The following is a 25,032-nucleotide window of genomic DNA, read 5'->3' as shown; positions in this document are numbered from 1 at the left end:
TCAAACCAGAATCAGATTGTCACGATGGACCAGCTCCGGCTCAGCCATGTAGCCCAGCACACCGACAATCGCATCGGAAGGCTGGCCGATGATCTTCTGCGCCTCCAAGGCGCTGTAGTTGGCCAAGCCGCGGGCGATCTCGCGCCCATCAGGCGCCACGCAGACCACCATCTCGCCGCGCCGAAAGCCGCCCTGGACCTGCTTGACCCCCACCGGCAACAAGCTCTTGCGCCCTTCGGACAAAGCGGACACCGCGCCCTCGTCCAGCACCAGGGTGCCACGGGTTTGCAAATGACCGGCCAGCCATTGCTTGCGCGCAGCCAACATACCGCGCTCCGGAGACAGCAAGGTACCAATGCGCTCGCCCGCCTTCAGCCGATCCAGCACCCGCTCCAGGCGCCCACCGACGATGATGGTGTGCGCCCCGGAACGCGCCGCCAGACGCGCCGCACGCAGCTTGGTCTGCATACCGCCACGCCCCAGGGCACCGCCAGTACCGCCAGCCACCGCATCCAGGGCCGGATCATCGGCTCGCGCCTCGTAGATCAGCTGGGCGCCTGGATTGCTGCGCGGGTCGGCATCGAACATGCCATCGCGATCGGTCAGGATCACCAGCAGGTCAGCCTCCACCAGATTGGCCACCAGCGCCGCCAGGGTATCGTTATCGCCAAAACGGATTTCATCGGTGACCACGGTGTCGTTCTCGTTGATCACCGGGATCACCTTGAGCTCGACCAAAGCCCGCAGGGTACTGCGCGCATTGAGGTAACGCTTGCGATCCGACAGGTCGTCATGGGTCAGGAGGATTTGCGCGGTATGCCGATCATGCTCGGCGAAGCTCGACTCCCAGGCCTGCACCAGACCCATCTGGCCAATGGCCGCCGCCGCCTGCAGCTCATGCATCGCACTCGGTCGTGCGGTCCAGCCCAGCCGGCTCATGCCAGCAGCAACAGCACCGGAAGATACCAGCACCAATTCGACACCAGCCTCATGCAAGGCCACCATCTGCTCGACCCATACCCCCATTGCCGCACGATCCAGCCCCTTGCCGTCCGCCGTCAGCAACGCGCTACCGATCTTCACGACCCAGCGCTGTGCACCCGTCACCTTGCTCCGCATCTCATTCAACCTTTGCCAGCGAGCGGCGCGACCGAGCGCCACTCATGGGGTTATTCGTATTTACGCCGTGCAGACACCAAAACGCCGCTCAGATGAGCGGCGCATTGAAAGCTGGCCCGACAGCGATGATAACACCGCACCAAGCCAGATAAACCGTCTTCGCGGGCAAGCCCGCCAACGATGAATCAGTCGCGAACGTAGATGATTTCCGGGCCATCCTCGTCATCCACATCTTCCTCGTCCCAGTCATCGTCGCCGATGTCGTGGACGCTCTTCACGCCAGTGCGGCGCAGGGCCCGCTGGTCATCCAGGGCCTGCAGCTGGGCACGCGCCTCATCCTCGATGCGCTGATCCAGCTCGGTCAGCTCATCGGCAAAGGCCGGGTCAGCCGCCAGGCGATCGGCACGATCCTCCAGGTACCGCATGATGTCGCGGCTCAGGCGCTCGGTCCCCTCTTTGGAGATGGCCGAGATCACATACACAGGACCGGTCCACTCCAGACGCTCGACAACCTCCTTGACCCGCTCCTCCTGCTCCTCCTCGAGAAGCATGTCGCTCTTGTTCAGCACCAGCCAGCGCTCGCGCTCAGCCAGGGACGGACTGAACTTCATCAGTTCGTTGACGATCACCTCAGCGGCATCGGCAGGACTACTCTCATCCAGCGGCGCCATGTCCACCAGGTGCAGCAGGATCCGCGTACGCGCCAAGTGCTTGAGGAAGCGAATCCCCAGGCCGGCACCATCGGAAGCCCCTTCAATCAGACCAGGAATGTCGGCGATCACGAAGCTCTTCCAGCGATCGACACTGACCACGCCCAGGTTCGGCACCAGGGTCGTGAACGGATAGTCGGCGACTTTCGGCTTGGCTGCGGAAACCGAACGGATGAAGGTGCTCTTGCCGGCATTCGGCAAGCCCAGCAGACCAACGTCCGCCAGCACCTTCAACTCCAACTTGAGGTCACGCTGCTCGCCCGGCTTGCCCGGCGTGGTCTGGCGCGGCGCACGGTTGGTACTGGACTTGAAGCGAGTGTTACCCAGGCCGTGCCAACCACCCTGCACCACCATCAGGCGCTGGCCCGCCTTGGTCAGGTCACCAATGACCTCCTGAGTACCAGCATCGATCACAGTGGTACCAACCGGAACCCGCAACTCCAGGTCCTCACCTTTCTTGCCAGTGCAATCGGTGCTGCCGCCATTGGAGCCACGCTCGGCATCGAAATGACGGGTGTAGCGATAGTCCACCAGGGTATTGAGGTTCTCGTCGGCGACCATGAAGATCGAGCCGCCATCACCACCATCACCACCGTTGGGACCACCGTTCTCGATGAACTTTTCGCGACGGAAACTCATGCAACCATTGCCGCCGTCGCCAGCCTTTACTCGGATCGAAACTTCATCAACAAACTTCATGATCAAACGCCTCTCGCCGCCTGGGCGAGCTGAAAAAACCAAGACATAAGACTCTTGCAAAAATGAGCGCAGCGGCCTCAATCAACGACCGAAAATTCCAACGCTGGCAGCCCGTACAAACAGCTTTGCAAGAGACTCATCCCACAAACGAAAAAGCCCCGTCGCGAGACAGGGCTTTTCCAGCGATCGCGCAATTAAGCTGCGACAACGCTCACGTAACGACGACCGAAGGCGCCTTTTACTTCAAACTTGATCACGCCTTCGATTTTCGCGAACAGGGTGTGATCTTTACCCATGCCAACGCCGTAGCCAGCGTGGAATTGGGTGCCGCGCTGACGCACGATGATGTTGCCGGCCTTGATGACCTGGCCGCCATACATCTTCACGCCAAGGCGTTTGGCTTCTGAGTCGCGACCGTTACGGGTACTACCACCAGCTTTTTTGTGTGCCATGAGTTCAATTCTCCTAGTGAGGAATTAGGCTGAAATTAAGCCTGAATACCGGTGATTTTGATCTCGGTGAACCACTGGCGGTGGCCCATACGCTTCATGTGGTGCTTACGGCGACGGAACTTGATGATGCGGACTTTATCGTGACGACCTTGGGAGATCACTTCAGCCTTGACGGTTGCGCCAGCAACAACAGGTGCGCCGATGTTCACGTCGTCGCCATTGGCGACCAACAGAACGCGGTCAAAAGTCACGGATTCGCCAGTGGCGACTTCCAGTTTTTCGATCTTCAGGTATTCACCTTCAGCGACCTTGTATTGCTTACCGCCGGTAACGATTACTGCGTACATGGTATTTCTCCGATAATCCTGCTCACCCAGCTCTTAATAGGAAGAGGTATTGGCTGGCATGGCTGCTTGGGGCTGGAACGGCCCTGTGCAATTGCGTAAGGCAGGTGCTGCCCAGGAAGTTCAGGGTGCGCGATTGTACGCAAGGCACAATTGCCTTGCAAGTGCCGCTCAGGCGGCGCGGCGCGGAATCACTGGGGCCCGCGGATGGGAGGAACAACTGCCTGTGGTCAGGTTTTCATGGCAAACCATGACCATTAACCTAGTGTTCTACCCTGACAAATTAACGCCCGCCGGGGCTTTGGCTACCCGGGAAGGCGCCTTGACACCTGGGGACGCGGGTCCTAGCATGCCGCGCACCCCTTCTGGAGCACCTGTCACTGATGCAACCCCAAGCTTTCTACCGCGCGGTGGCGGAAGATTTTAACGCCGTCGACGGCATCATCAAGAAGCAACTGACGTCCCGCGTACCGCTGGTCTCGAAAATCGGCGACTACATTACGTCGGCCGGCGGCAAACGCCTGCGCCCCTTGCTGGTGCTGCTATGCGGCAAGGCCCTGGGCCGCGAAGGCGAAGAACTGCGCCTGCTGGCCGCCACCATCGAGTTCCTGCACACCGCTACCCTGCTGCATGACGATGTGGTCGACATGTCCGGCATGCGCCGTGGCCGCTCGACCGCCAATGCCATGTGGGGCAATGCGCCCAGCGTATTGGTGGGTGACTTCCTGTATTCGCGCTCCTTCGAGATGATGGTCGAACTGGGTTCGATGCCGGTCATGCGCATCCTGTCCCAGGCTACCCGGGTCATCGCCGAAGGCGAAGTCCTGCAGCTGTCCAAGGTGCGCGACGCCAGCACCACCGAAGAAACCTACATGGAAGTCATCCGCGGCAAGACCGCGATGCTCTTCGAAGCCTCGACCCACAGTGCCGCGGCCCTGGCCGGTGCCACACCGGAACAGGCCGAGGCCTTGCGAACCTTCGGCGACCACCTGGGCGTGGCCTTCCAACTGGTCGACGACCTGCTGGACTACCGCGGTGACGCCGAGACCCTGGGCAAGAACGTGGGCGACGACCTGGCGGAAGGCAAGCCTACGCTGCCGCTGATCTACACTATGCGCGAAGGTACCCCGGAACAGGCCGCCCTGGTTCGCCAGGCGATCCAGAAAGGCGGGATCGAGGACCTGGAAAGCATCCGCAATGCCGTCGAAGCCTCGGGCTCCCTGGACTACACCGCGCAACTGGCTCGCGACTACGTCGCTCGCGCCATCGCCTGCCTGGAAGCCCTGCCGGCAAGCGAGTATCGCGACGCCCTGGTGGAACTGAGCGAGTTCGCCGTCGCCCGCACCCACTGACAGGCTCACGGCCCCTGCCTGCAGCAGGGGCCGGCTCCGCGCCACAGCCCTGCTCGCCCCCCCCCTGCCCGGCAAAACCCTGTACAATGTGCGCCTTTAGCCATCCTGACCTTGAGGAGCTTAAGTGAGCACTTTGCCACCCTGCCCAAAATGCAATTCCGAATACACCTATGAGGACGGCATCCAGCTGATCTGCCCCGAGTGCGCCCATGAGTGGTCCGCCGGCGGCGAAGCCGAAACCGTATCCGCTGAAACTGTGAAGAAGGATTCGGTGGGCAACGTGTTGCAAGACGGCGACACCATCACCGTGATCAAGGACCTCAAGGTCAAGGGCACCTCGCTGGTAGTCAAGGTCGGCACCAAGGTCAAGAACATCCGCCTGTGCGATGGCGACCATGACATCGACTGCAAGATCGACGGTATCGGTCCGATGAAACTCAAGTCCGAGTTCGTCCGTAAAGTCTGAATCCCTTCCCTCTCGCGCCCGGCGCGAGAGGGGCCCGCCCCGCCCCCCGTGACGTAGCAAGCGAAAGGCCATGGTCTTTGCGCGACAGCAACTCTTGGGCAGAAAAAAGCAGAAACCGCCAATAGGTACTTGCTATTCATTGAATAAGAATTATTCTCATTGAACCCCAATTCAAGGAGATGAGAACCATGACTTATTTGATCGATGCCTGGCTGGACCGCCCACATCCCTACCTGCGAATCCTGCATCGGGAAACCGGGGAAGTCTGTGCAGTACTGGAAGAGGAAGCCCTGAACGAGCTGCAGGACCAGGGAGACCTGGACCTCAATGGCTTGAGCTCCAGCGAGCCGCTGGTACTCAAGGAGTTGGTGCGTAACCTGTTTTTGTTCTGCTACGCCAGAGCCTTGCGGCCGACCGGCGCCGAAAGCCAAGGCCTGAGTGCAAGAATCCGCGTATGAAACCCAAGCCGATAAAGGAGCCTGCCTGCTGGCGATGAACCATCCGCGGCCAAGCCGCCATCGCTCGCAGGTCGGCTCCTCGGGGAATTACAGAACGTCCAGCAGCTCGACGTCGAACACCAGAACGCTATGCGGCGGGATGCTACCTACGCCTTGTGCGCCGTAAGCCAGTTCGCTCGGCACGTACAGACGCCATTTGCTACCGGCGTTCATCAGCTGCAGCGCTTCAGTCCAGCCCGCGATCACACCACCCACCGGGAACTCGGCAGGTTGGCCACGCTCGTAGGAGCTGTCGAATACGGTACCGTCGATCAGGGTGCCGTGGTAATGGGTACGCACGCTGTCTTCACGGCTCGGCTTGGCGCCTTCACCCTGGGTCAGCACTTCGAATTGCAGGCCGGAGGCCAGGGTGGTGATGCCTTCGCGCTTGGCATTTTCAGCCAGGAAAGCCAGGCCAGCGCCTGCTGCGGCTTCAGCCTTGGCAGCGGCTTCAGCCTGCATGATTTCGCGGATGACCTTGAAACTGGCGGACATTTCTTCCTGGCCCACACGGCTTGGCTTGCCGGAAAACGCATCGGTCAGGCCAGCCAGGATCGCTTCCAGGCTCACACCTGGTGGTGGGTTGTCACGCAGTTGGTCGCCCAGCTGACGGCCAATGCCGTAGCTGACGCGGGTTTCGTCGGTAGACAGGTTTACTTCGGACATGACGCTGCTCCGCTGTGCGGACGGCTCGGGAAAGGCCGTGCAGACACAGCGCATTCCGGAGCGCCCGGAACCAAAAGGGCGAGCAGACTAGCACAGAAGGCCGGCGCGGATCATCGCCGCCCGGACTCAACCACCGGAGTGCAGGACGATGGGAACTTTCAGATTGTCCTCGACAGTACCGGACAAGCCGCACATCTCATCATGCACCGAGGTATGGATCAGGTTGAATGGCAAGTCGGGAAAGGCTTGCAGCACCTCGCGAGCATGCTCCACCGAACGCAGGTGGAACGTCTGCCCGTGGGCATCGCTCAGTGGATAGGCCGTCCCGCGCATGCGCGCCTCGAGCAGGTAGATCCCGCCTTCCAGGGAGATCAGGTTCAGTTCGTCGAGTTTTCCGGCGATGGCATAGGCATTCATTTCCTGCAGGTTCATGAGCGCACCTCATGCATTCCAGGCCCGTGACACCTAAAGGGATATGCCGCGACCAGGAAAAGCACAAGCCACAAACGACACCGCCCGTCCGTTTCACAACGGCCGGGCGGCTTACAGGCAATCAAGAGTTCTTCAGTGCTTGGTCAGCTTGTCCAGGTAGCCCATGGCAAACGCCGAGACCACGAAGGTCATGTGGATCACCACGTACCACAGCAGGTACTCCGTAGGAGTGTTCTTGGCATCCATGAACACCCGCAGCAGGTGGATCGAGGAAATCGCCACGATGGATGCCGCCACTTTCATCTTCAGCGACGAGGAGTCCATCTTGCCCAGCCAGCTGAGCTTTTCCTTGTTTTCGTCGATATCCAGTTGCGACACGAAGTTCTCGTAGCCAGAGATCATCACCATCACCAGCAAGCCGCCCACCAGTGCCATGTCGATCAACGACAACAGGACCAGGATCAGCTCGGACTCAGCCATGGCGAACACGTTGGGAATGACGTGGAAAACTTCCTGGAAGAACTTCAATGCCAGCGCCAGCAGGCCCAGTGACAGACCGAAGTAGATCGGCGCCAGCAGCCAACGTGATGCATACATTGTATTTTCGATAAAACGTTCCATTGGAATCTCGCAGCCGGTGTGAAAACGGCGGCGAGTATATCAGCGCCCCAAAACCCCATAAACCACAGCTCCACGGGTTTTTCCGAGCGTTTTTTCTGCTAGTGTCGAAGCCACTCCAACCGCCCACCGACCCTGGACAGGAAAACTGGAAAATGGATTTGCGATTGCCTTTGGCGAGCCTCGGCCTTGGTCTGGCCCTGCTGAGTAGCGGCGGCTGTTCGCCCAGCGATGAAAAGCAAGAGGCCAACCTCAAGGACGAAGCCGCGCAACTGGAAAAGTCCCTTGCGGCCATCCAGGACCCCAAGCTCAAGGATGCCTTCGCCGACCTTGGCGGTTCGCTGCTGTTGCTGGAGCGAGCCCAGCTCAAGCTCGCCACCAAGCCCATCGAGACCGAGTACGGCGATGACAGTCTCGCCGTGCTCAAGCACTACCCTACCCCGCAGGCCCTGGTGGATACCTATGTCAATGGCCTGTTCGTACTGCGCAAGCGTTCGAACTCGGACTACCTGACCGACCTGCAACCGATCTTTCCCTTCAACTTCAGCATCCCCGGGCACTTTCCTTTTCCCCATGGCCTGGAATGGCAATCGGTCACCCTGAGCAACAAGAAAGTCGTGGACTTCCAGCCTGAATGGTCGGAAACCGATCCAGGCATCCAGCTGAGTCCTTCCAGCTCGAACATGACCAACCCGGATGACCTGACCGTCGCCTACCCCTTCGTCGAAGGCCTGGAAATCGACAACAAGAGCCAGCCGCAGCCGGTCTCCCTGCAAGGCAAGCTCGAGGTCATGGCGCCCCAGCGAGTGCTGACTTTCGAGCTGGCCAAGGCCGACATCGGCAAGCCACGCAAGGACGGCAACATCAGCCTGACCCTGCTGGCCCTGGAGAAAAACGTCGCCGAGATCGAGATGAACAACAACGCTCCAGTGCTCGAGGAGGCCAGTGACGTTTCGGTCAATACCCTGATGGTGCAGGCCCGGGACAGCAGCGGCCAGGTCCTCTCGCGTTCCGGATCGATCAACGAGGACGCCGAGCAGATCGCCTTCTATCGGCGCCAACTGGCCGCAATGCAAAAGCAGAGCGCATGGAGCGATGCCTTCGAAAAGCAACTGGAAGATGAACAGCAAGCCTTCGACCGCAAGCACACCCGACGCTACGCCAAGGTCTACTTCAACGGCATGGTGGACAAACTGGAGGTCGCGGTACTGGATTTCTCCAAGGCACAGGTCACACGCAAGGATCTTGACCTGCCGGTATTGAGTTTCGAACGCAACACCACCGACAAGACCATCCAGGCACTACCAATACCGGTGGTGGTCTATGACGACCAGGCGGCCAGCTACCTCAAGGGAGCGCAGATCGACGAGGAGTCGCTGAAGAAGTCAGTGACCATCAGCCAGTCGGTGGAGGACGCCAGTGATGCACGCATCGAGTTCAGCCATCCGCGGACCTTCAACGACGAGCTGCTGGGCGGGCAGTTCAGTACAGGCGACACACCACTGACTTTCTTTACCCAGAACGACCAGGGTCAGCGTGGCGAGCCCATCGAGTTGCCGGACGAAGCATTCGAGATCGACGCCTTGCGCGGCTTGATTACCTATGACCTGAACCTGTTCCCGGAAACCCCCGCCTATGCGGTCGGCTCGATCCCATTGTTCCTGGCCAATATCGAGAAGCAGACCCTCACTGCGCAGCAGTTGCCCAAGGGCCTGGAGCTCAAGGGCAATGCACTGATCGTCGACCAGCAGCTCTTTGCCTCGGATGCCTGGCGCTTCTATGCCAAGGATGCGAGCGGCCAGTACCTCAAGGAGATCCTCGCCGTCTCCCACAGCGCGCCGCATGGCGGCCCGGCGTTGTATGACGTGCATTACTTCTACGGCCAACCGAGCCAGCTGGAAAGCTACAACCGCACGGAGCTGAACACCGTGGAATACGGCTTCGAGGTCAGGCTCGACAAGGTCGAATCCGCGCCTGCCGCGCCCTAGCCGGGCATCGAGGCCCGGCTTTCAGTGCTCGGGGTGGAACTGGAAGTCGCCACTGTTGCGCCCCCGTTCCCCGTTGATCTGACGCAACTGGGCCTGCAGGTGCAGGCACCAGATCTGCGGATCGTCCGCCAACTGGTAGCCATGGGTAGTCAGGCTTTCAACGATGGAATCGAGGATGGACTCGGCCACCACCGGACCGCAGAACGGTCCCTGGGACTTGATTGCCGAAGGTTGTTCACCGGCCATTCCGGCGGCGAAGAGCAGGGTCCACATACCGTTGTCTCCCGCCAGGGGGCGGACGCAGCATTCGATACGGGTGACGAGGCCAAGGCATTGGCGAGTGAGGCAAAGGTTGCGCGACATGGCGGCGACCCTCGGGTAGATCCACTATTCAGCCTTCGGTCGAAGGCTGTTTCGATCCAGCGACGGTTGTCGTTCTCCTTGCCCTGAGAATAGAAGAAAAGCCCGATAAACAAAGTTGACCGATCCAACAGGCGCCGAATGGTCTACTTTGAAAAATTGGCGTCAGCGCATCGACGCCGATGGCGAGAGCCAATGCCCTCGCCATCGTCCGTCATCAGGCCGGCTTGGCTTCTGCCAACGCCTCCTGCGCCGACTCCTTCTCCGCCTCCTTCAGGTCTTCCTCGCTGATCATTTCGGCGATCACCCGCAAGCGCTCAACCACCCGGGCATTCACGCTGCCCTCGGGAAACTGGCCATCGGCATCCGGTTCGCCGGCAGGTTCGCCCACCAGCAGGCTCAGGGCCTCGTCGGCCTGGCGCACTGCATACACATGGAACATCCCATCACGCACTGCCTGCAGGACCTTCTCGTCGAGCATCAGGGTGGCGACGTTGGCCTGGGGAATGATCGCGCCCTGCTCACCGGTCAGCCCACGGGCTTCGCACAGGCGGAAGAAACCTTCGATCTTCTCGTTGACCCCGCCGACCGCCTGCACTTCCCCGAACTGGTTGATCGAACCGGTGATGGCGAAGCACTGCTTGAGCGGCGTCCTCGACAACGCCGAGATCAGCGTGCAGGCCTCGCCCAGCGAAGCACTATCGCCATCCACATAACCGTAGGACTGCTCCAGGGCGATGCTTGCCGAAATCGCCAGGGGGAATTCCTGGGCATAACGGCTGCCCAGGTAACCGGTCAGGATCATCACCCCCTTGGAGTGGATCGGCTGCCCCAGGTTGACCTCGCGCTCGATGTCGACGATGCCGCTGCCGCCGGGGTAGACCGTGGCGGAAATTCGCGCCGGCACGCCAAAAGCCGAATCACCCACCTCCAGTACGGTCAGGCCGTTGCACTTGCCCACGGCCGCGCCATCGGTGTCGATGAGGATGATGCCGGCCAGCATGTCGTCGAGAATCCGCGCCGAGACCCGGCCGGTACGGGTGGCCTTGGCCTTGAGCGCCCGTTCGATATGCCCCGCATCGGTCATTTCGTCCGAGGCCAGGTGGCGGATGAAATCGGCCTCGCTGACCAGCTGGAACAGGTCGCCGATCCGCGCCGACAAGCGCCCCTGGTGCTCGGCCAGGCGCGCGCTGTAGGTAGCCAGGCGCGCCACCGCATCCGCGGTCAGAGGCGCCATGCCCTCCTCCGAGGTACGGGTCTTGAGCAACTGGGCGAACTGTTCGAGGCTCTCGTCCACCATCGGGATGTCTTCGTCGAAGTCCACCAGCACGCGGAACATTTCCTGGAAGTCCGGATCCAGGTCCTGCAGCGTGTAGTACAGCTGGCGAGCACCGATGATGATCACCTTGACCTGCAGCGGGATCATCTGCGGCGTCAGGGTCACGGTGGCCAGGCGGCCCATTTCCCCCAGCGGCGACTCCATCTTCAGCTTGCGCGACTGCAAGGCGCGCTTGAGCGCGTCCCAGACGAAGGGCTCGCTGAGCATCTTCTCGGCTTCCAGGATCAGGAAGCCGCCATTGGCCCGGTGCAGGGCACCGGGGCGCAATTGCCGGTAGGTGGTGTAGAGCGCGCCCTGGTCGGTGCTGTACTCGATCCGCCCGAACAGGTTGTCGTAGGTCGGATGGGGCTCGAACACCACCGGGGCACCGCCGCTGGCGGGATGGCCGACCACCAGGCTCGGGCAGTACTGCTCCTCCAGCAGCTTGCGCGCCACGGCGTCGGTCTTGCTGTCATCCACCAATTGCTCGACCACGGTTTTCAGCAGGTAGACCTGCATGGCCTGCAGGTAGCCACAGACCCCGGCGTTCTCCGCGTACTTCTCAGACAATGGCGCCAGCAACGGCTGCAGGGCCAGGGTGATGGTTTCCTCGTTGAGCTGGCGCAGCTGGTTGCTCGACTCGCGCTTCCACTGCGGCAGGCTCGCCAACTCTTCGTTGAGGCGCTCTTCAAGGGCAGAAATGTCCTCGTGGAAACGTTCGCGATCGGCCTCCGGCAACTGGGCGAACTCGGCCTCGTCCAACGCCTTGCCTTCGTACATCGGAGTGAAGGCGATATTGCTGCTATCGCGATACAGCGCCACGTCCTTCTCCAGGGCCAGGCGTTCGATCACATCCAGGGCACGGTCATAGCGCTGGTTGAAGGCGCGGTCGATGGCGCTCTTCTTCTGCTGGTAGGACGGGTGTTCGAAGACCGCTGGAAAGGTTGCCAGCAGGTTGTCGATCAAACCGTTGATATCGGCGATGAAGCTGCCCGCGGCCCCCGCCGCCAGTTCCAGCGCCCGGGGCTCGCGCGGCTCGTCGAAATTATTGACGTAGACCCAGTCCGATGGCGTCTGCAGGCGCTTGCCCTCGGCCTTCAGGTAGCGTTTGACGAAAGAGAAGCGCCCGGTGCCCGGCTCGCCCATGACGAATACGTTGTAACCGGGGCGGGGCATGGCCACGCCGAATTGCAGGGCCTCAACCGCGCGTTCCTGGCCAAGTACACCGCGAAAGGGCTCCAGATCATTGGTGGTCGAGAAGCTGAACTGCTCAGCGGAGAACGGACGGGTCAAGGCCTCAGGCGCGAGACGCAGGCTGGCGGCAACAGGATCAGGCATCGGACTTCCTTACATCAGGCGGGGCGGATGGCGGCATTCTGGCGCTGGCCAGGCCCGGCTGGCAAGGCGCGCCTGATGGCCGAACAGGGACGAGCCGTAGCCTGTCCCCCCATGCCAGGGGCCACCTGGCATTTCCAGTATCGCGTTGTAAATACTTACGGAACCGATGGAATCTGCCTAAACTCCAACCTGCGCGACCGGATAAATAACCGGTCCCCTGGTGCCAGCACGGACCAACCTCCCTGTCCATTATTGGTATGCACAAAGAGAACAACGCTATGAAACGGATTCTTCTCGGTACTCTCTTCACCGCCGTCTCCCTGAACGCCATGGCCCAAGCGCCAGGTGGCCCGGACTGCGGTTGGGGCAACATGCTGTTCAAAGGCCAGCGCGGCACTCCTGCCCACTTCCTGGCTTCCACCACTAACGGTACCTCCGGCAACGCCACTTTCGGCATGACCTCCGGCACCAACGGCTGCTCCACCAACGCCGCCCTGACCTACGGTGGCAAATCCTGGTTCGCCATGAACGGCATGATGAACGAGCTGTCCGAAGACATGGCCAAGGGCCAGGGCGAAGCCCTGACCACCTACGCCGTAGTCCTGGGTGTAGCTCCAGAAGACCGTGCGCACTTCGCCGCGGTTACCCATGAACACTTCCAGCAGATCTTCAGCAAGGCCGACGTGACCGCCGAAGACGTGCATACCAACACCCTGGCCGTACTCAAAGGCGATGCTCGCCTGGCCAAGTACGCCACTCCAGCCTAAGCCGGCCCCCGCCCGCTCCTTTCGGGGAGCGGGTTTTTCTTTCTGATCCTGCCCCTTCCGGGCTTTTGTATTTCCGACTCAAGTTGCCCACCATGCTCAAACGCCTTGCCTACCTGGCGCTCTGTGCCTGCGCCCCGCTGTACGCCGCGCCCCACATTGACTCACAACGTTTGCAGCAACTGGCCAACGACCCCTTCTGGATCTCCATCGGCCACTACGAGACCGCCAAGCTCGGCGGCTGGCGCAGCTATGTCAGCGATCCACGCTTCTTCCTCGCCGCCGACGGCGCCCATCATCCCGATGCCGAGCTGAGTGCGACCCTCGATGCTCTCTATGCTCCAGCCAGCACCGGCGAACGCCATGCCCAGTGCGTCTACCCGGCCCGCACCCGCTGGCTCAAGGCGCAGCTGGGGCTCAACGACCTGCCTGCGGTCCAGTGCAACGAGTTCAGCCAATGGTTCAAGGACGTCGCCCCCCACAGCACGGTGATGATCTTCCCGGCGGCCTACCTCAACAGCCCTTCGTCGATGTTCGGCCACACCTTGCTGCGTATCGACCAGGCAGACGTGCAGAGCAACCACACCGCCCTGCTCAGCTACGCGATCAACTTCGGCGCCTATATCGAAGGTTCGGACAACAGCATCCTCTATGCCTGGAAAGGCCTGATGGGCGGCTATCCCGGGCTGTTCGCCCTGGTTCCCTACCAGGAGAAGCTGGCGGAATACCGCAGCCTGGAGAACCGCGACCTGTGGGAGTACCGGCTGAACCTGACCCAGGAAGAAACCGAGCGCATGGTGGAGCATGTCTGGGAACTGAAGCAGATCAAGTTCGACTACTTCTTCTTCGACGAGAACTGCTCCTACCGCTTGCTGGAACTGCTCCAGGTCGCCCGCCCGAGCCTGCGCCTGACCGGCCAGTTCCCGCTCACCGCGATCCCCACCGACACGGTCAAGGCTGTCAAGGACGCCGGGCTGGTGGAGCGCATCGACTACCGTCCGTCCCGCGAGCGCGAGCTGCTCAGCCGCGCCCAGCCCTTGAGCCATGAAGAACAGCAGTGGGTACTCAAGGTCAGCGCCGACCAGAAACAACTGCAAGACCCCGGGTTCAAGGCCATGCCCCGGGATCGCCAGGCCCTGATCGTCGACGCGGCCTACCGCCTGGAACGCTATCGGGCCAACGGCCAGGAGCGCGACGCCGAACGCTCGCAGCGCAGCTTCGAGCTGCTCAAGGCCATCAACCAGAACCCGGCGCCGGAGCTGCAGATCCAGCGTCCGGGTCTGCCTGAGGACGGCCACCAGTCCCGGACCTGGCAGCTCGGCGTCGGCACGCGGGACGACAAGGCCTTCGCCGAATACGGCCTGCGCATGGCTTATCACGATCTCAACGACAACGCCGAAGGTTTCCCCCTCGGAGCGCAGATCGAGATCCTGCAGATGAAACTGCGCCAGTACGAAGGCAACCACTGGCAGCTGCAACAGCTGGACCTGGCGACCATCCGCTCCCTGACCCCACGCAACGAGTTGCTGCAGCCATGGTCCTGGCAAGTCACCGGTGGCCTGGAGCGGGTACCTGGCAAGCACGACGATGAAACCCTGGTCAGCCACGTCAACGGGGGTGCCGGTGGTACCTGGCAATTGGGCGAGGACACCCTGGGCTTTGTCCTGGGCACGGTACGGGTGGAACACAATGCCGACTTCGCCGGCTTCATCGCTCCGGCGGCCGGCTTCGACTCCGGCATCCTCTGGAAAAACCCCCTGGGTAACTTCAGCCTCGAAGCCAAGGGCGACTACTTCACCAACGGCGAAGTCCGCCGCAGCCTGAGCCTCAACCAGCAATGGGAGCTGTCACGCAACCTGGGCCTGCGCCTGAGCGCCCAGCGCGAGTTCAGCCAGCTGGCCAGCCCGGTCAATGAAGTCATGCTCGAACTCAAGTGGTACCACTACTAGTCCTGTGATGAGCTGCAGCCTGCGCCCCGCAGGCTGCAGCAGCCACGGATAAACGAGATGCTCACCCACCTTTCACCGCTCGGCGACAAATGCCCATCTAGACTTCCCCCATGAATATGCGAGGGGTTGGCGATGTGGCGTTATGCGTGGGTCGTGCTGTTGCCGGTGCTGCTCGGTGGTTGCGAATCGAATCACCAGTACTTGCTCAAGCAGGGTTATCCACCGGCCTTTGCCGATGGTTTCGACGACGGCTGTGTCAGCGGCCGACAGGCAGCCGGCTCCATCAGTGGAGAGTTTCGCAAGGACGTCCCCCGCTATCTCAAGGATGCGCAATACGCCGAGGGCTGGAGCGACGGCTTCCGCCAGTGCCAGGCCATGCTGGAGAACCAGGACCGCGAACAGTATCGCCAGCGCCACTGGGATGAGCGTGAGCGGGCCTGGCAGCAGGAGAAGGATCGCGATGCCGCCCGGGCCTATCGTTCGCAATAGGTCGCTTTCAGGCATTGCTCCAGGCCTGGGACCTGCCACCATGGCCAACCCCAACCAGGGAAAACCGCCATGAGTCGTGCTTTCGTCAACGAAGACCAGGCCGCCGCCCAAGCCGCACAGCCGGTGGAGCGCCAGGTCAGCAGCCAGCCCAACTACGTTACGCCACAGGGGCTGGTGGAGCTCCAGGACAAGGTTGCGCAGCTACAGCACCAGCAGCGCGGGCTGCAAGATGCCGGCGATCCCCAGCGCCTGGCGGAGCTGGAGCGGGACCTGCGCTACTTCACCCAGCGCCTGCACAGCGCCCAGGTGGTACAGGCGAGCGCCACCGACCGGGTACAGATTGGCAGCCGGGTGACTTATGTGGATGAAACAGGCGACCAAAAGAGTGTGCAACTGGTCGGCGAGGACCAGGCCGATGTCGCCAGGGGCCTGGTGAACTGGGCCTCGCCCCTGGGTCGCGCCTTGCTGGGCGCGCGTCTCGGGGACGAGGTCTTGTGGCAGCGGCCGGCGGGCGACCGCTTGATCGAGGTCATCGGCATCGAACCGGCCTGAACCGATTCAGACCACGCCCTGGGCCAGCATGGCATCGGCCACCTTGACGAACCCGGCGATGTTGGCGCCCTTGACGTAGTTGATCCGGCCGTTTTCTTCACCGTAATGCACGCAGGCATGGTGGATCGACTGCATGATGGCGTGCAGCTTGCTGTCCACTTCGCCGGCGGTCCACAGCAGGCGCATGGCGTTCTGCGACATTTCCAGCCCGCTCACCGCCACCCCACCGGCGTTGGAGGCCTTGCCCGGGGCGAACAGGATGCCAGCGTCGATGAAGATATCCACAGCCTCCAGGGTCGTGGGCATGTTGGCGCCCTCGGCGACACAGATGCAGCCATTGCGCAGCAGCGTGCGGGCCGCCTCGGCGTCCAGCTCGTTCTGGGTGGCGCAAGGCAGTGCGATATCGCAAGGCAGGTCCCATGGCGTCTTGCCGGCACGGAACTCCAGGCCGAAGCGGCTGGCCAGTTCGCTGATGCGCCCACGCTGGACGTTCTTGAGCTCCAGCACCGCTTGCCATTGTTCTTCGCTCAAGCCGGGCTCGCAGTACAGGGTGCCTTCGGAGTCCGACAACGAGATCACCTTGCCGCCCAGGTCCATAACCTTGCGGGCGGCGTATTGCGCCACGTTGCCGGAGCCGGAGATCGCCACGCGCTTGCCTTCGACCCGGTCGTCACGCCGCTTGAGCATTTCCTCGGCGAAGTACACGCAGCCAAAGCCCGTGGCTTCCGGGCGAATCAGGCTACCGCCGTAACTCATGCCCTTGCCGGTGAGCACCGAGGTGAACTGATTGCTCAGGCGTTTGTACTGGCCGAACAGGAAGCCGATTTCCCGGGCACCGACACCGATATCCCCGGCCGGCACGTCCACGTCCGCACCGATGTGCCGGTACAGCTCGCTCATGAAGGCCTGGCAGAAGCGCATGACTTCGGCATCGCTCTTGCCCTTGGGGTTGAAGTCCGAGCCGCCCTTGCCGCCGCCCATGGGCAGGGAAGTGAGGGAGTTCTTGAAGGTCTGCTCGAAAGCCAGGAACTTCAGCACGCCCATGTTCACCGACGGATGGAAGCGCAGGCCGCCCTTGTAGGGACCTATGGCGCTGTTCATCTGGATGCGGAAACCACGGTTGACCCGAACCTTGCCCTGGTCGTCGACCCAGGACACACGAAACACCACGGCACGTTCCGGCTCGCAAATCCGCTCCAGAATCCCGGACTCCAGGTAATGCGGGTTGGCTTCGAGAAACGGCCATAGGCTACGCAGTACCTCCTCCACCGCCTGGTGGAATTCTGGCTGGTCCGGATCGCGCTTTTTCAGGCGGGCGAGGAAGTCTTCGACGGATTCGATCATGGAAAGTCTCGGCGGATTTATTGTCGTTAAGGGGGAGATTTGCCAGGGACTTTAGCAATTCAATCTGCACTGGGACAGAGCAAAATGTCGCAGTTATGAATTTAAATGGTGCAAAAAATATAAATCGACCCGATCTGCGGGCTTCGTACGCACTGGATTGGTGACAAAACGCCGCAGCTTTGCACTCACTTTGAACGTGCTCCACAGCCGGGAAATTACCCCGCCGATACATTCTCCAGGCATAAAAAAACGGAGCCCAGTGGGCTCCGTTTTTCTCCAGCAGCGAGCCGATCAGGCCAGCTTCTTGTGCCGTACACGGTGCGGTTGCGCCGCGGCTTCGCCCAGGCGCTTCTTGCGGTCGGCTTCGTACTCGGTGTAGTTGCCTTCGAAGAATACTGCCTGGGAATCATCCTCGTAGGCCAGGATGTGGGTGGCCACGCGGTCCAGGAACCAGCGATCGTGGGAAATCACGATGGCGGCGCCAGGGAAGTCCAGCAGGGCTTCCTCCAGGGAACGCAGGGTCTCGACGTCGAGGTCGTTGGACGGTTCGTCGAGCAGCAGGACGTTACCACCCTCCTTCAGGGTCAGGGCCAGGTGCAGACGGCCACGTTCACCACCGGAAAGGTCCTTGACGAACTTCTGCTGGTCGCCGCCCTTGAAGTTGAAACGGCCGACATAGGTGCGCGACGGGATCTCGTAGTTGCCGATGCGGATCTGGTCGGAACCGTCGGAGATCTGCTGGAACACGGTCTTGCTGCCATCCAGGTCCTCGCGGCTCTGGTCCACGCAGGCCAGCTGCACGGTTTCGCCGATCTCGATGCTGCCCGAGTCCGGAGTCTCCTTGCCCATCAGCATGCGGAACAGGGTCGACTTACCGGCGCCGTTGCCGCCGATCACGCCGACGATGGCGCCCTTGGGCATGGAGAACGACAGGTTGTCGATCAGCACGCGATCTCCATAACCCTTGGTGACGTTCTTGAACTCGATGACCTTGTCGCCCAGGCGCGGACCGGCCGGGATGTAGATCTCGTTGGTCTCGCTGCGCTTCTGGAATTCCTGGGACTGCATTTCCTCGAAACGCTGCAGACGGGCCTTGGACTTGGACTGGCGGGCCTTGGCGCCTTTGCGCACCCACTCCAGCTCTTCCTTCATGGCCTTCTCGTGGGCCGACTGCTGCTTGGATTCCTGGGCCAGACGCGCCGACTTGGCCTCCAGCCAGCCGGAGTAGTTGCCTTCGTACGGGATGCCCGCGCCACGGTCCAGTTCCAAGATCCAGCCAGCGACGTTGTCGAGGAAGTAACGGTCGTGGGTAATGGCTACCACGGTGCCCGGGAAGTCGTGCAGGAAGTGCTCCAGCCAGGCCACCGAGTCGGCGTCCAGGTGGTTGGTCGGTTCGTCGAGCAGCAGCATGTCGGGGGCCGACAGCAGCAGGCGGCACAGGGCCACGCGGCGTTTTTCACCACCGGACAGGTGCTCGACGCGGGCGTCCCAGGCTGGCAGGCGCAGGGCATCGGCGGCGACTTCCAGCTGGCGCTCCAGGTTGTGGCCGTCGCTGGCCTGCAGGATGGCCTCCAGCTTGGCCTGTTCGGCGGCCAGCTTGTCGAAGTCGGCATCAGGGTCGGCGTAGGCAGCATAGACCTCGTCCAGGCGGGCCTGGGCGTCCTTGATCACGCTGACCGCTTCCTCGACCACTTCACGCACGGTCTTGGACGGGTCCAGCTGTGGCTCCTGGGGCAGGTAGCCGATGTTCAGCTCCGGCATCGGCCGTGCTTCACCTTCGAATTCGGTATCGACGCCAGCCATGATCTTCAGCAGCGTGGACTTACCCGAACCGTTGAGGCCCAGTACGCCGATCTTGGCTCCGGGGAAGAAGGACAGGGAGATGTTTTTCAGGATTTCCCGCTTCGGCGGAACGACCTTGCCCAGCCGATGCATGGTGAAAACGTATTGAGCCAAAATATGGACCTCGTGAAAAAGGTGAAAACAGGCCTGCTAAGCCTCGTGGTGCGATACACAGCACTCCCAACCTTCAAGGTTAACCTAACTGAGCGACGGCGGGCAGACCGCCGGGAGCTTCAGCCGCGCTTTTTCTTGCTGCAGCCCCTGTGGCACAAGCCCTCCGCCAATAGCCCAAGAGCTTGTAGAAACAAGGCCACGGGCAAGCTCGGGCATGAGCCTGCCATCGGGCCACTACCCGGCCGGCGGTCAGTTTTCCTCGAAAGCGCTCTCCAATGCTTCTACGCTACCTTTCGCCCCTCTCCATGGAACAAGACAGACAAGCCATATGGAACGTGCCTTCTGGAGTACTCCCTACCTCACCTCCCTGGATGCTCGCGTGCTGAGTGTCGAAGGATCCGACGTCATGATCAGCCCGACGATCTTCTTCGCCGAGTCCGGCGGCCAGGAGTCGGACCAGGGCACCATCGATCGCATCCAGGTCACCCAGGCCACGGTCGTCGGCGAACACATCGTCTATCGGCTGGCCTCGGCGCCGGACTTCGCCGTGGGCGACCTGGTCAATGTGCAAATCGACTGGCCACGGCGCTACGCCCTGATGCGGCTGCACTTCGCCGCCGAAATCGTCCTGGAGCTGTTCTACAAGAAATTCCCCGGGCTGGATAAGATCGGCGCCCATATAGGCCAGGCCAAGGCACGTATCGACTTCACCATGGACGGCAGCATCAGCCAGTACTTTCCCGAGATCCTCGCCGAGGTCGAACGGCTGGTGGCGGCCGACCTGCCGATCGAAAGTCGCTTTACCGATACCGAGCATCTGCGCCGTTGCTGGCTCATCGAGGGCTTTTCCCAGGTGCCCTGCGGTGGTACGCACCTGCGCAGGACTGGCGAAGTCGGGCGGATTCGCCTCAAGCGCAACAACATCGGGGCGCACAAGGAGCGCGTCGAGATCTACCTGGTGGATTAGCCGCCGCCAGTCGTTCGTGGCCCGGTGGACTCAGAGGAAACCGCTTGCATGCTGAACATCATGTCCGCACTCGGACTGTTGCTGCTGATGCCGGGCCCGACCAACACCCTGTTGTTGCGCTCGGGGGCACTCAACGGTTTCAGGCGCGCCTGGCCCTTGAGCCTGCTGGAATGGCTGGCCTACCTGTTGCAGATCTCCTTCTGGGGTTACCTGCTGGGTCATATCGGCGATGGCGCCCCCTGGTGCCTGCAGTTGATGCAGCTGGTTTCGATCGGCTACCTGGCCAGGACCTCGTACCTGCTCTGGCGCAGGCCCGACGGCGGCCTGCCGGGTTCACCGGAGAGCCTGGTGTCCCGAAGGCATTTTTTCCTGCTGACCCTGATCAATCCCAAGGGCTTGCTGGTGGTGTCGTTCATTGTCCCGCTGCAGACCTTCGCCGATTTCGAGCCGTACCTGCATTTCGTCGCACAGTTCACCGCGGTGGTGATCCCGGTGGGTTGCGCCTGGGTGCTGTTCGGTGCCCGGATCAAGCGCAGCGGCCACGCCTGGTTGACGCCCCACGCCATCAACCGCACGGCCTCGGTGGTGATCTGCTGCTTCGCGCTAGCCATTCTCTGGCGGCTGGCGGATTTGCAGCTCGATAGCAGGCTGGCTCTCTAGTCGGCCAGGCGGGTCTGGCACTTTGCCACAACTCAAGGCATGCTAGCCGCCCTTCGGGCGTCCGGCTTATAGTGCACGTCGCGCCAGCCCAGCCAAACCGCAGGATCACAGCTTGTCCAACGTTACTTCGCCACAGCCAGCGCGCGCTAAAGCCCCTGTGTCGGCCCCTCCTTTGCGCGGCACCCTCAAAGGCGCACTGGCGACCCTGGTGCTGCTGCTCCTGGCCCTGCTGTTCTGGCAGTTGCTCGACCAACTGCAACAGGCTCGCCACGACCAACGCCAGCATGCCATCGACTACAGCGCCGACCTCGCCGACCACCTGAGCCTGAACCTGGCGCTCAATGCGCAGATCGCCCTCAACCTGCTGCCGATCGTCGAAGCCCCCCAGAACAACCAGCAACAACAGCAACTGCTGGAGAAGCTCCAGCGTTCCCTGCCGGATGTGCGCAGCTTCGCGCTGCTCGATGCCCAGGGCGAAATCATCAGCGACACCGCCGAGGGCAGCCAGGATGCCGTGTGGCTCGCCGAACTGGTGCAGCGCAGCCGCTCGCAGCGCTTCTATTACAGCAACCCCGCCGACGGCTCGGTGGTGCACGTACTACTGCACCAGGCCAGTGGCTCGACCCGTGGCTACTGGATCCTGCGCATGGCGCCAAGCTTCCTGCAGAGCCTGGTGCGCCAGAGCGAAGACGGCTTCAAGCCGAGCTGGGTGATCGAGAACCGCCTGAGCCGCCAGGTGATCAAGCGTGACGAGCGCAGCACCCCGACCCCGGGCATGCTCGACCCCGACGAAATGGCCAGCAGCGTGCTGCTGTTGCCCCTGGGCAACAGCGACTGGCAATTGCGCGGTTTGTTCGACCAGCGTGCGGTACTCGAGGAACTGCTGCCGGCCTTCATCGGCAAGTGCCTGCTGGGGCTGGCCTTCTCCTTGCTGCCGGTGATCGCCCTGCTCAACATCCGTCGGCGCCAGCGCCAACTGCACGAGGGCCGGCGCCGCTACCAGGACATTTTCGAGGGCACCGGAGTGGCCCTCTGCGTGCTGGACATCTCCGGCCTGCCAGGCCTGCTGGAGAAACACCACCTGCATTCGCTCAACCAGCTCAAGCGCTGGCAGGACGGTCATGCGGAGCAATACCGCCAATTGCTCCAGGAACTGCGCATCACCGAAGTCAACCAGGTCGCCCTGAGCCTGCTCAACGTCCACTCCGGCGACGAAGCCTGGCAATTGCTGATCGAAGGCAGCCCGAATCCCGGCAGCGCCATCGGCGGCCAGTTGCTCGAGGCCCTGGTCAACCAGCACAAGCAGCTGGAACTGGAGATCAAGCTCAGCGACGCCCAAGGCAATGATCAGCACCTGTGGCTGGTGATGCGCCTGCCGGAACAGCCCGACGACTTCAGGGCGGTGATCCTCAGCATCAGCGACATCACCAGCCGCAAGCTGATCGAACTGTCGTTGCTGGAGCGCGAGGGCTTCTGGTCGGACGTGGTGCGGACCGTGCCCGATCACCTGTACGTGCAGGACGTGATCAGCCAGCGGATGATCTTCAGCAACCACCATCTGGGACAGACCCTGGGCTACAACAGGACCGAACTGCAACAGATGGGCGAGTACTTCTGGGAGATCCTGCTCAACCCCGAGGATGCCGACCTCTATCACCAACTGCGCCAGGACCAGCGACATTCCGGTTATGCCCAGCTCCTGCAGTGCCAGTTGCGCTTCCGCCATCGCAGCGGCCAATGGCGGCGCTTCGAGATCCGCGAACAGGCCCTGGCCCGGGACCGTTATGACCAGGTGACACGCATCATCGGCGTGGCCAAGGACATCACCGACCAGATCGAGGCCAGCGAATCCCTGCGCGACAGCGAACAGCGCTACCGCATGCTCGCCGAGAGCATCAGCGACGTGATCTTCTCCACCGACAACAAGCTCTCGCTGAACTACGTCAGCCCATCGGTGCAGTCGGTGCTCGGCTACGACGTGGAGTGGGTGTTCCAGAACGGCTGGCAGTCGACCATCGCCAACCCGCAGCAGCTGACCGGCATCTACGTGCTGATGGACCGGGTCAGCAAGGCCCTGGACAAACCCGAGCAACTGGCACAACTGCGCAGCCAGGTGCAGACCCAACTGTTCCTGTTCGACTGCCTGCGGGCCGATGGCCGCAAGATCCCCATCGAACTGCGCCTGGTGCTGGTCTGGGACGAACACGGCGCCTTCGAAGGCGTGCTCGGGGTCGGCCGCGATATCAGCCAGCAACGCCGGGCGGAAAAAGACCTGCGCATGGCGGCCACGGTATTCGAGCACTCGACCTCGGCGATTCTCATCACCGACCCGGCGGGCTACATCGTCCAGGCCAACGAGGCCTTCAGCCGGGTCAGCGGCTACGCCGTATCCCAGGTGCTGGACCAACTGCCGAACATGCTCACCGTGGATGAACAGCAGGAAGCCCACCTGCGCTACGTGATCAAGCAGTTGAACCAGCACAGCACCTGGGAAGGCGAAGTCTGGCTCAAGCGCCGTGATGGCGAGCACTATCCGGCCTGGGTCGGGATCACCGCCGTGCTCGACGACGAAGGCGACCTGGCCAGCTACGTGTGCTTCTTCAGCGACATCAGCGAGCGCAAGGCCAGCGAACAGCGGATCCACCGCCTGGCCTACTACGACGCCCTGACCCACCTGCCCAACCGCACGCTGTTCCAGGACCGCCTGCATACCGCGCTGCAATCGGCGGAGCGGCAGAAGTCCTGGGTGGTGCTGATGTTCCTCGACCTCGATCGCTTCAAGCCGATCAACGACTCCCTGGGCCACGCCGCCGGCGACCGCATGCTCAAGGAGATGGCCGTCCGCCTGCTGGGTTGCGTCGACGATGACGACACCGTGGCGCGCATGGGCGGCGACGAGTTCACCCTGCTGCTGCAACCCCGCGCCAGCCGGGAAATCGCCCTGAACCGGGCGATCCACGTCGCCGAGCAGATCCTCGCCAGCCTGGTCAAACCCTTCGTCCTCGAAGGCCGGGAGTTCTTCGTCACCGCCAGCATCGGCATCGCCCTGAGCCCCCAGGACGGTAACGAACTGAGCCAGCTGATGAAGAACGCCGACACCGCGATGTACCACGCCAAGGAACGCGGCAAGAACAACTTCCAGTTCTACCAGGCGGACATGAACGCCAGCGCCCTGGAACGCCTGGAACTGGAAAGCGACCTGCGCCATGCCCTGGAGCAGCAGGAGTTCGTGCTCTACTACCAACCGCAGTTCAGCGGCGATGGCAAGCGCCTGACCGGTGCCGAGGCCCTGCTGCGCTGGCGCCATCCACGCCGTGGCCTGGTGCCGCCGGGCGACTTCATTCCGGTGCTGGAGGAGCTGGGGCTGGTGGTGGACGTCGGCGACTGGGTGATCAGCGAAGCCTGTCGCCAGCTCAAGGCCTGGCATGTGGCCAAGGTGCGGGTACCGAAGGTTTCGGTGAACATTTCGGCCCGGCAATTCTCCGACGGCCAGTTGGGCATGCGCATTGCCACCATTCTCCGGGACACCGGCCTGCCGCCGGCGTGCCTGGAGCTGGAACTGACCGAGAGCATCCTGATGCGCGAGGTCAGCGAGGCGATGCAGATCCTCGACGGCCTGAAGAACCTGGGCCTGAGCATCGCGGTAGACGACTTCGGCACAGGCTATTCATCGCTGAACTACCTCAAGCAGTTCCCCATCGACGTACTGAAGATCGACCGCACCTTCGTCGACGGCCTGCCGTCCGGCGAGCAGGACGCGCAGATCGCCCGCGCCATCATCGCCATGGCCCACAGCCTGAACCTGGCGGTGATCGCCGAAGGGGTAGAGACCCACGAACAGCTGGACTTCCTGCGCGAGCACGGCTGCGACGAAGTCCAGGGCTACCTGTTCGGACGGCCGATGCCGGCCAACCGCTTCGAAGCGCAATTCAGCAACGACGCCTTGTTCATGTTCGACTAGCGGCAGCGGCAAGCTACAAGCAGCCAATCGC

22 protein-coding genes are annotated in these 25,032 nt (G+C 62.1%); 11 read left to right on the top strand and 11 right to left on the bottom strand.

Annotated elements, in window-relative coordinates:
• The 4 genes from proB to rplU form a co-directional block, all read right to left on the bottom strand.
• The gene (proB, locus tag GDH07_RS30160) at positions 1-1,119 is read right to left on the bottom strand and encodes a glutamate 5-kinase (protein WP_152899679.1); all 1,119 of its coding nucleotides are present in this window, start codon (positions 1,117-1,119) and stop codon (positions 1-3) included.
• A 185-nt stretch (positions 1,120-1,304) separates the two neighbouring features.
• On the bottom strand, positions 1,305-2,528 hold the full coding sequence (cgtA, locus tag GDH07_RS30155; protein ID WP_152899678.1) for an Obg family GTPase CgtA: 1,224 nt from the start codon (positions 2,526-2,528) through the stop codon (positions 1,305-1,307).
• Positions 2,529-2,722: 194 nt separating this feature from the next.
• Positions 2,723-2,980: a 50S ribosomal protein L27 gene (rpmA, locus tag GDH07_RS30150; protein ID WP_003228360.1), complete on the bottom strand. Its 258-nt coding sequence runs from the start codon at positions 2,978-2,980 to the stop codon at positions 2,723-2,725.
• 35 nt (positions 2,981-3,015) lie between these two features.
• The gene (gene rplU / locus GDH07_RS30145; RefSeq protein ID WP_003228361.1) at positions 3,016-3,327 is read right to left on the bottom strand and encodes a 50S ribosomal protein L21; all 312 of its coding nucleotides are present in this window, start codon (positions 3,325-3,327) and stop codon (positions 3,016-3,018) included.
• 380 nt (positions 3,328-3,707) lie between these two features.
• Between rplU and GDH07_RS30140 the strand changes: the two genes are divergently transcribed.
• The 3 genes from GDH07_RS30140 (at position 3,708) to GDH07_RS30130 (ending at position 5,600) form a co-directional block, all read left to right on the top strand.
• Positions 3,708-4,676: a polyprenyl synthetase family protein gene (locus GDH07_RS30140; RefSeq protein ID WP_053134658.1), complete on the top strand. Its 969-nt coding sequence runs from the start codon at positions 3,708-3,710 to the stop codon at positions 4,674-4,676.
• Between the two features lie 124 nt (positions 4,677-4,800).
• On the top strand, positions 4,801-5,142 hold the full coding sequence (locus tag GDH07_RS30135) for a zinc ribbon domain-containing protein YjdM (protein WP_022641094.1): 342 nt from the start codon (positions 4,801-4,803) through the stop codon (positions 5,140-5,142).
• Positions 5,143-5,330: 188 nt separating this feature from the next.
• A complete protein-coding gene (locus GDH07_RS30130) occupies positions 5,331-5,600 on the top strand; it encodes a PA4570 family protein (RefSeq protein WP_022641095.1) in 270 nt (89 codons plus the stop codon).
• Positions 5,601-5,687: 87 nt separating this feature from the next.
• On the opposite strand, the gene bamJ is transcribed toward GDH07_RS30130, so the two are convergent.
• The 3 genes from bamJ to GDH07_RS30115 all read right to left on the bottom strand — a co-directional run bounded on the left by bamJ (position 5,688) and on the right by GDH07_RS30115 (position 7,358).
• Positions 5,688-6,305, bottom strand: coding sequence for a BamJ family beta-barrel-assembly machinery protein (gene bamJ / locus GDH07_RS30125; protein WP_022641096.1), 618 nt, complete (start codon positions 6,303-6,305; stop codon positions 5,688-5,690).
• 126 nt (positions 6,306-6,431) lie between these two features.
• The gene (locus GDH07_RS30120) at positions 6,432-6,737 is read right to left on the bottom strand and encodes a DUF6482 family protein (RefSeq protein WP_022641097.1); all 306 of its coding nucleotides are present in this window, start codon (positions 6,735-6,737) and stop codon (positions 6,432-6,434) included.
• A gap of 132 nt (positions 6,738-6,869) precedes the next feature.
• Positions 6,870-7,358 (bottom strand): TIGR00645 family protein, encoded by a 489-nt coding sequence (locus GDH07_RS30115; RefSeq protein ID WP_031320561.1) that lies wholly within the window; start codon positions 7,356-7,358, stop codon positions 6,870-6,872.
• Positions 7,359-7,510: 152 nt separating this feature from the next.
• Here GDH07_RS30115 and GDH07_RS30110 point away from each other — a divergent pair, with 152 nt between their 5' ends.
• Entirely contained in the window at positions 7,511-9,343 is a 1,833-nt protein-coding gene (locus GDH07_RS30110; RefSeq protein ID WP_152899677.1) for a hypothetical protein, read from the top strand.
• A 21-nt stretch (positions 9,344-9,364) separates the two neighbouring features.
• On the opposite strand, the gene GDH07_RS30105 is transcribed toward GDH07_RS30110, so the two are convergent.
• Together GDH07_RS30105 and GDH07_RS30100 are read right to left on the bottom strand one after the other, a co-directional pair.
• A complete protein-coding gene (locus tag GDH07_RS30105; RefSeq protein WP_031320562.1) occupies positions 9,365-9,706 on the bottom strand; it encodes a PA4575 family protein in 342 nt (113 codons plus the stop codon).
• 214 nt (positions 9,707-9,920) lie between these two features.
• Positions 9,921-12,359 (bottom strand): Lon protease family protein, encoded by a 2,439-nt coding sequence (locus tag GDH07_RS30100; protein ID WP_022641101.1) that lies wholly within the window; start codon positions 12,357-12,359, stop codon positions 9,921-9,923.
• 278 nt (positions 12,360-12,637) lie between these two features.
• Here GDH07_RS30100 and GDH07_RS30095 point away from each other — a divergent pair, with 278 nt between their 5' ends.
• From GDH07_RS30095 to GDH07_RS30080, 4 genes are all read left to right on the top strand, one after another.
• Positions 12,638-13,126, top strand: coding sequence for a DUF3015 domain-containing protein (locus GDH07_RS30095; protein ID WP_022641102.1), 489 nt, complete (start codon positions 12,638-12,640; stop codon positions 13,124-13,126).
• Positions 13,127-13,218: 92 nt separating this feature from the next.
• Positions 13,219-15,072 (top strand): Lnb N-terminal periplasmic domain-containing protein, encoded by a 1,854-nt coding sequence (locus GDH07_RS30090; RefSeq protein ID WP_022641103.1) that lies wholly within the window; start codon positions 13,219-13,221, stop codon positions 15,070-15,072.
• Positions 15,073-15,204: 132 nt separating this feature from the next.
• Entirely contained in the window at positions 15,205-15,561 is a 357-nt protein-coding gene (locus GDH07_RS30085) for a hypothetical protein (protein ID WP_152899676.1), read from the top strand.
• Between the two features lie 69 nt (positions 15,562-15,630).
• Positions 15,631-16,113 carry a GreA/GreB family elongation factor gene (locus GDH07_RS30080; protein ID WP_022641105.1) on the top strand — a complete coding sequence of 161 codons (483 nt, stop codon included), beginning with the start codon at positions 15,631-15,633 and terminating at the stop codon, positions 16,111-16,113.
• Between the two features lie 6 nt (positions 16,114-16,119).
• Here GDH07_RS30080 and gdhA read toward each other — a convergent pair whose 3' ends face one another.
• Together gdhA and ettA are read right to left on the bottom strand one after the other, a co-directional pair.
• Positions 16,120-17,457, bottom strand: a complete 1,338-nt coding sequence (gene gdhA / locus GDH07_RS30075; protein WP_085597038.1) for an NADP-specific glutamate dehydrogenase — start codon at positions 17,455-17,457, stop codon at positions 16,120-16,122.
• Positions 17,458-17,748: 291 nt separating this feature from the next.
• Positions 17,749-19,413: an energy-dependent translational throttle protein EttA gene (gene ettA, locus GDH07_RS30070; protein ID WP_031320563.1), complete on the bottom strand. Its 1,665-nt coding sequence runs from the start codon at positions 19,411-19,413 to the stop codon at positions 17,749-17,751.
• A 328-nt stretch (positions 19,414-19,741) separates the two neighbouring features.
• On the opposite strand from ettA, the gene GDH07_RS30065 reads away from it, so the two are divergent.
• From GDH07_RS30065 to GDH07_RS30055, 3 genes are all read left to right on the top strand, one after another.
• Entirely contained in the window at positions 19,742-20,380 is a 639-nt protein-coding gene (locus GDH07_RS30065) for an alanyl-tRNA editing protein (protein WP_103326252.1), read from the top strand.
• Between the two features lie 48 nt (positions 20,381-20,428).
• Positions 20,429-21,040 (top strand): LysE family translocator, encoded by a 612-nt coding sequence (locus GDH07_RS30060; protein WP_152899675.1) that lies wholly within the window; start codon positions 20,429-20,431, stop codon positions 21,038-21,040.
• A gap of 112 nt (positions 21,041-21,152) precedes the next feature.
• Positions 21,153-25,001, top strand: a complete 3,849-nt coding sequence (locus tag GDH07_RS30055) for a bifunctional diguanylate cyclase/phosphodiesterase (protein ID WP_053134675.1) — start codon at positions 21,153-21,155, stop codon at positions 24,999-25,001.
• Positions 25,002-25,032: the final 31 nt, after the last annotated feature.

Source organism: Pseudomonas piscis (genome assembly GCF_009380155.1).
In the GTDB taxonomy this organism is placed as follows: Bacteria; Pseudomonadota; Gammaproteobacteria; order Pseudomonadales; family Pseudomonadaceae; genus Aquipseudomonas; species Aquipseudomonas piscis.
Note: the sequence above shows the minus strand (reverse complement) of the source record. Positions and strands in the feature narration are given on the sequence as shown.